The following is a 456-nucleotide window of genomic DNA, read 5'->3' on the forward strand; positions in this document are numbered from 1 at the left end:
CTCATTTGCCTACTGAGGGGAGTCGTTGGATTCATATCGATTTTAGTCACCCAGATGCAAGGGATTGGTTGTCTTCTGTGGAAGACATGCCAGATGCCGTGATTGATGCTTTATGTGCCGATGAGACGCGACCAAGGGCGGTTAAAATTGGCCAAGGTGTATTAGTTACTTTGCGTGGTGTGAATTTAAATCCAGGTTCTAATCCTTCAGATATGGTGTCTATTCGATTATGGATAACACCGCACTTTATTATCTCAAGTCGTCGGCGTCGCTTATTGTCGATCCAGGATATTGTGACAAATCTGGAAAATAATGAAGGGCCAATTAATACTGCTGATTTATTGGTTACGTTAACAGACATGTTAACCAGTCGGATGGCGTCGGTGCTTGATGAGTTAGAGGATGAGCTAGCGGATTTAGAAGAAGGTATTATTCAGAATAATGTTGAATCTGATC

1 protein-coding gene is annotated in these 456 nt (G+C 42.3%); it reads left to right on the top strand.

The genetic code is table 11. The features are described from left to right. Positions 1 to 456: CorA family divalent cation transporter (locus FL311_RS43650; protein WP_228557494.1), on the top strand; the 456-nt coding region annotated here is incomplete at both ends.

This window comes from Myxococcus sp. AB025B (assembly GCF_006518215.1).
GTDB lineage: Bacteria > Myxococcota > Myxococcia > Myxococcales > Myxococcaceae > Myxococcus > Myxococcus fulvus.